Source organism: Flavobacterium sp. HSC-61S13 (assembly GCF_024171535.1).
Lineage (GTDB): Bacteria > Bacteroidota > Bacteroidia > Flavobacteriales > Flavobacteriaceae > Flavobacterium.
On record NZ_JALJZV010000027.1, the window covers coordinates 21493 to 27492 of the forward strand.

A 6000-nucleotide genomic window follows, 5' to 3' on the forward strand; every position below is an offset into this window, starting at 1 on the left:
CTTAAGGGTTGAAAATTTTGTTTGCCATAGGGTCTTCTGGACCTTATTGAGGCGTTTAAAAAAATCGAGCTCGATAAATAGGGAAGTGCGAAGCGGTATAGGTGAGTTCTCGTGATGTAACTTCCCTTTTGCAAAATGAGGGTACCCACAAATCCGACTTCATTTAGTTTTGTACATTTGTTGAGGTAGCGAACCACAACAAGAACTAAATTTGTTGAGGCAAAGAAATGACGGTTAAAACGCAGTGTATCAATGTAATTCCGGTAATTCCAATGTTTCCGAAGGAATTCCAATTGTTCCGTGTGAATTCCAGTTAATCCGATTTAATCTTACTAACGAAATGGAGATTTATGAATAAGTTTACTTCTGCTGATTATATAAAAGCAGTTAAAGAAGCGATTGAAGCAGCGAAAAAAAGTAGTGAATACGATTATATTCTATTAAATCCATCACCTGCAAAATTGCGTGACATTTGTATGGCGATTTATACTGATAAGGCGTCTAGTTCGGATAAGAAAATTTTTGAACATTTCTTTAAATTGAGCTTGGAAGCAGATATTACCAATCAGTTTTTGAGTTTCAATGTGGATAAATTAAGACCGGTTAGGAATTTTATTATAGGTGATTCGGGTAGGCCGAGTTTTGCTGTTGTGGAATTGTTAGCAATACTTGCTGATTACGAGAGAAGGCCATTAAGGAAGTTTTTGGGAGGTGAAAAAGAGGTTTTAGAGAATAAAGAAGAAACGATGGAGGTGGATTCAATAGGGAATGAAGAAGTGGGGGGGAGAATGAATGCAGCGGCGATTGTTCCAAACAAAAAACAAAAAAATTGGATCATTATCACCGTGATTACCATTGTTATGTTTCTAGGAGGATTGGTGACGAATAGATTGATTTCGGATAAGCCAGGTTGCATGTTCTGGGATCAGAGTCATTACAAAGCGATTGATTGCGATAGCCAAGTTTTGGGGCTTGGATCATTCAGAAAGATTGTGCCGGTTCAAGAACATTTGTTTCGGCATTTTAAAAAAATCGAAGTCAATCCAGAAACCATATTTTTTCAAAATAACAAGCCTATTGTCTGGTATGGGAAGAATTTAAAAGGAACGTATGAGTATTTTACTTATAGTGGGGAGCACCCTGAAACGGGTAAGTATTTACGACCGATTACCAATTATCATATCAATAAATATGTGAAACGGAATTAGTGACAAGGTTTTATCTGTTGGTGGTTAAGGAGCCTCGGAGTTGAAGGGAAGGTAATAGAATCCATATTTGAATTTGGTTTAGTATACGAGTGTACAGGAGAAAGTAAAAAAAAAGCAAAAAAAAATCCTAAACGTTATGTTTAGGATTTTTTTGTACTCGAGGCGGGACTTGAACCCGCACGAACATTACTGTTCACTGGATTTTAAGTCCAGCGTGTCTACCACTTCCACCACTCGAGCATCGTCATACATGATCTGTATTGCGGAGTGCAAATATAGTGTGTTTTTCTGTAAAAGCAATGCATCAAAACAAGATAATATCATTTATTCTTCTTTTCCAAACACATCTTCTGCTGATGCAAAGATATCTACCGAGAAATCAAGTATTTCTGACGTTACGAAATTTCGACGCACCTCATCCATTCCTTTGATTAAACGCAATTCGGTAGTGAATTTTCTACTCGTGGCATAAATATTTTGCTCGATGGCGATTTTAAAAAAGTATTTACCGCTCGGAGTTCTGAATTTATAAAGGGAAACAATCTCAAAATTATTTTTAAGAAAGTTGATGGTACCGTGTATGGCTTCCTTACTGCTGTATTCCATACTGGTTAAAATCGTTTTACCGCGTCTGGAATTGTAGGTGTATTTTAATTGACCGTTTTCTTTTAAGCTGATAACAAATGCACTCATAATGGAATAGAGGAAAAGTACTATTGGATTGATAACAAATAAAAAGCTATTGAGTTTGGACGATTTTTGAAAAGATCCTGATGTGAAATTTTCGTGACAGGAAAATTCAGATTTTGCTTTGAATGAGAGCAAAAAAAAATCCTAAACGTTGTGTTTAGGATTTTTGTACTCGAGGCGGGACTTGAACCCGCACGAACATTACTGTTCACTGGATTTTAAGTCCAGCGTGTCTACCACTTCCACCACTCGAGCATTGTATGCAATTGAGCGAAAAACGGGATTCGAACCCGCGACCTCAACCTTGGCAAGGTTGCGCTCTACCAACTGAGCTATTTTCGCGTATCATTTTTGTTTTAGAACATCGCTATACTTGTTCCGTATTGCGAGTGCAAATATAGAACGTTTTTTCATATTCACAAGGGATAGCACGAAAAAAAACTAAAGTTTTTTTTAATTCATTGATTCTCAGAAATAAAAAAATAAACTTTTTTATACCGCTTTCGGTCTACGGATTGGAAGCGTCCCAACAGTAAAAAAAAACCGGGTAAACACTGTGCGTTTACCCGGTTTTTGAAATTTTAAATATTTTATCTTGTAGTAGTTTTACCGAACTGTTTTACTTGCTCAACATCTTTTTAATTTCATTTAATTTCATTAAGGCTTCTACTGGTGTTAAGGTGTTGATATCCAAAGCAGCTATTTCATTTTTAATGTTTTCGAGTATGGGGTCGTCCATATTAAAGAAGCTCAATTGCATTTCTTCTTCGATCTCACCGATGTTTACTTCCTTGGAATGGCCCTTTTCAAGCTGTTTAAGCATCTTTTGAGCGCGCAGGATAACAAGTTGTGGCATCCCAGCCATTTTGGCCACATGGATACCAAAACTATGTGCGCTGCCTCCAGGAACCAACTTTCGAATAAAAAGCACATTGTCTTTGAGTTCCTTTACCGCAACGTTGAAGTTTTTAACACCATCGAAATGTTCTTGCATATCGTTGAGTTCGTGATAATGTGTCGCAAATAAGGTTTTGGGTTTTGCCGGATGTTGGTGTAGGTATTCGGCTATGGCCCATGCGATAGAGATTCCGTCATAAGTACTGGTACCGCGACCAATTTCATCGAGCAATACCAAACTGCGATTGGAAATGTTGTTTAGGATCGATGCCGTCTCATTCATTTCTACCATAAAGGTCGATTCTCCCATCGAAATATTGTCAGAAGCTCCAACACGAGTAAATATTTTGTCAACCAGCCCCATTTTAACACTGCTGGCGGGCACAAAACTACCCATTTGAGCCAATAAGACAATCAAAGCGGTTTGTCTTAGTATAGCCGATTTACCCGACATATTGGGACCCGTTATCATGATGATTTGTTGGTTGCTGGTGTTGAGGTAAACATCATTAGCGATATACGGAACATCTGGCGGTAATTGTTTTTCAATTACAGGATGGCGACCGTCCTTAATATCCAGATCATAACTTTCATCGATTTCTGGTCTTACGTAATGGTGTTCGTTGGCCAATTGGGTAAAGGAACATAAACAGTCCAGTTGAGCGACCAAATTAGCATTGAGCTGTACCGGTTTGATATATTGTGCACACCACATGATAAACTGCTCGTAAATCTCACTTTCCAGTTTGGCTATTTTTTCTTCCGCTCCTAAGATTTTACTTTCGTATTCCTTCAGTTCCTCGGTGATATACCGTTCGGCATTGACCAAGGTCTGTTTTCGGATCCATTCGGCTGGAACTTTGTCTTTATGCGTATTTCGAACCTCAATATAATATCCGAAAACATTGTTGAATGAAATTTTCAACGATTGAATACCGGTTTTTTCGCTTTCGCGCTTTTCCATATCATCCAAATACGATTTGCCGGTATTTGAAATACCTCTCAAAGCGTCTAGCTCCTCGTGAATACCAGTAGCAATGGCATTTCCTTTAGACACAGCAACGGGTGCATCGGGATGTATGGTTTTTTCGATGCGCTCTCGCAACAATTCACAAGCATGTAAAAGCTCACCGGTAGCGCGTAGCGACTCATTTTTGCTCTCCATCGCCATTTTCTTAATGGGGATGATAGCATTAAGCGATTCTTTTAAATAAACCAATTCGCGTGGGGAAGCCTTTCCCGTAGCAATCTTTGATATTAATCGCTCTAAATCGGATATTTGCTTAATTTGGTATTGAAAATGTTCCAATACTGGAGCATGGTTCTTTAGGAACGATACGATCTCGTGTCGGTCATTGATCTTACGGATATCCTTAAGCGGCAATGCCAACCAGCGTTTCAATAAACGACCCCCCATAGGAGAGAGCGTTTTGTCGATCACGTCTAAAAGGGTAATGGCATTTAAGTTTGTGCTGTGATACAACTCGAGATTTCGAATGGTAAACCGATCCATCCATACATAGGCATCTTCGGCAATGCGTTGCAAGTTGGAAATATGTTGGATTTTGGTGTGTTGGGTTTCGGATAAATAATGCAATATGGCTCCACTGGCGATGATTCCTTCTAGCAAATCCTCAACGCCGAATCCCTTTAAAGATTTGGTGTCAAAATGTTGGGTAAGGGAGTCAAACGCAAAATCTTGTTTGAAAATCCAATCCTCTAGATAAAACAAATTAAAATTCGAGCCAAAATGATGTAGAAAATGGTTTTTATTGTTTTTCTGTACCAGTACTTCGCTGGGTAAAAAGTTTTGTAATAATTTATCGATGTATTCCGCATCGCCTTCAGCGGTTAAGAATTCTCCTGTAGAAACATCTAGAAAGGAAATTCCGATATTTTTTTTGCCAAAGTGCAAGGCCGATAAAAAATTATTCGTTTTAGAATGTAAAACTTCATCATTAAGTGCGACACCAGGGGTAACCAATTCCGTTACGCCCCTTTTTACTATGGTTTTGGTGGTTTTGGGATCTTCTAATTGATCACAGATAGCTACGCGCAATCCGGCTTTGACCAATTTGGGTAAATACACATTGATCGAGTGGTGTGGGAAACCCGCTAATTCCGTTTCACTAGCTGAACCGGCTCCGCGTTTGGTCAACGTAATCCCCAAGATATTTGAAGCGCGAACAGCATCTTGCCCGAAAGTTTCATAAAAATCCCCTACTCGGAAAAGTAAACACGCATCAGGATATTTTTTCTTGATGTCGTTATATTGTTTCATTAACGGAGTCTCTTTAATGCTTTTTTCTTTTGCAGACATGCTTGTTGTTTTAATAGATACAAATATAAGTTAAGAATTTTATTTGGCCAGAATTCATCGACTACTACTAGTCTTATTGCACAATATGTAATTTCCTTTTGGCATACCTCAAAATCATCGAAGTGAATATCGTAATCAATAAACCGATGATACAACCCATAGTGACAGATGCAAATCTGAAAATCGGCGCCAACTCAGCCTGAGTGGTGTGCGGTTGAACCAAAACAATAAGCAAAGTAACCAAGGCTACTCGTGCCATATTCATAATGTTAAAGAGATAACAGGTAATAATGGTCAAAATAATTCCGACTAAAATAACATAAAAATTTGGTTCATGCATTAGTATACAGGCCAAAGCTACAGCTGAGCCCACCATGTTTGACTTAAAACGCTCGATCGATAAACGTCTGGAGTCTTTTCCCTCTGGAGAAATGACCAGTATAATGGAAATCATCGTCCATAATAACTCGTGCTCTGGAAAACTCATATACAGTTTGTAACCGATAGAGAATCCTAGAAAACAACGGGTTATATAGATGAGCAAAGGCGATGTAATATACGATCTTAACGCTGCGGTAAACATGGTAGATGAACTTTTATGAACCTGCAAAAATATTACAGTTAAACTTACAAAGCTAAGAAATAGTGTTGTTTTTGCTGATGCGCGATATGCTGATATGCTTATATGCTGATATGCTGATATGCTGATATGCTTATATGCTGATATGCTGATATGCTGATATGCTGATATGCTGATATGCTGATATGCTGATATGCTGATATGCTGATATGCTGATGTGCTGATGTGCTGATGTGCTGATGTGCTGATGTGCTGATGTGCTGATGTGCTGATGTGCTGATGTGCTGATGTGCTGATGTGCTGAT

General features: G+C 38.5%; 4 protein-coding genes and 3 tRNA genes. 1 reads left to right on the top strand and 6 read right to left on the bottom strand.

All coding sequences use genetic code 11. From position 1 onward, the window contains the following. Nucleotides 1-350: 350 nt before the first annotated feature. On the top strand, nucleotides 351-1208 hold the full coding sequence (locus L1275_RS16310) for a hypothetical protein (RefSeq protein ID WP_253475993.1): 858 nt from the start codon (nucleotides 351-353) through the stop codon (nucleotides 1206-1208). A gap of 154 nt (nucleotides 1209-1362) precedes the next feature. On the opposite strand, the gene L1275_RS16315 is transcribed toward L1275_RS16310, so the two are convergent. From L1275_RS16315 to L1275_RS16340, 6 genes are all read right to left on the bottom strand, one after another. Beyond that, a tRNA-Leu gene (locus L1275_RS16315) sits at nucleotides 1363-1448 on the bottom strand. 84 nt (nucleotides 1449-1532) lie between these two features. Then, nucleotides 1533-1901, bottom strand: coding sequence for a hypothetical protein (locus L1275_RS16320; protein ID WP_253475996.1), 369 nt, complete (start codon nucleotides 1899-1901; stop codon nucleotides 1533-1535). Nucleotides 1902-2067: 166 nt separating this feature from the next. Continuing rightward, nucleotides 2068-2153, bottom strand: a tRNA-Leu gene (locus L1275_RS16325). A 14-nt stretch (nucleotides 2154-2167) separates the two neighbouring features. Then, a tRNA-Gly gene (locus L1275_RS16330) sits at nucleotides 2168-2240 on the bottom strand. A 277-nt stretch (nucleotides 2241-2517) separates the two neighbouring features. Continuing rightward, nucleotides 2518-5115, bottom strand: a complete 2598-nt coding sequence (gene mutS / locus L1275_RS16335; RefSeq protein WP_253475999.1) for a DNA mismatch repair protein MutS — start codon at nucleotides 5113-5115, stop codon at nucleotides 2518-2520. Between the two features lie 73 nt (nucleotides 5116-5188). Next, the coding region (locus tag L1275_RS16340) for an FUSC family protein (RefSeq protein ID WP_253476003.1) at nucleotides 5189-6000 on the bottom strand (812 nt) is incomplete at its 5' end.

Excerpts from the sequence above, each read along its gene's own strand:
- L1275_RS16310 (WP_253475993.1), top strand. The coding sequence starts at position 351 with ATGAATAAGTTTACTTCTGCTGATTATATAAAAGCAGTTAAAGAAGCG.
- L1275_RS16320 (WP_253475996.1), bottom strand. The coding sequence starts at position 1,901 with ATGAGTGCATTTGTTATCAGCTTAAAAGAAAACGGTCAATTAAAATAC.
- mutS (WP_253475999.1), bottom strand. The coding sequence starts at position 5,115 with ATGTCTGCAAAAGAAAAAAGCATTAAAGAGACTCCGTTAATGAAACAA.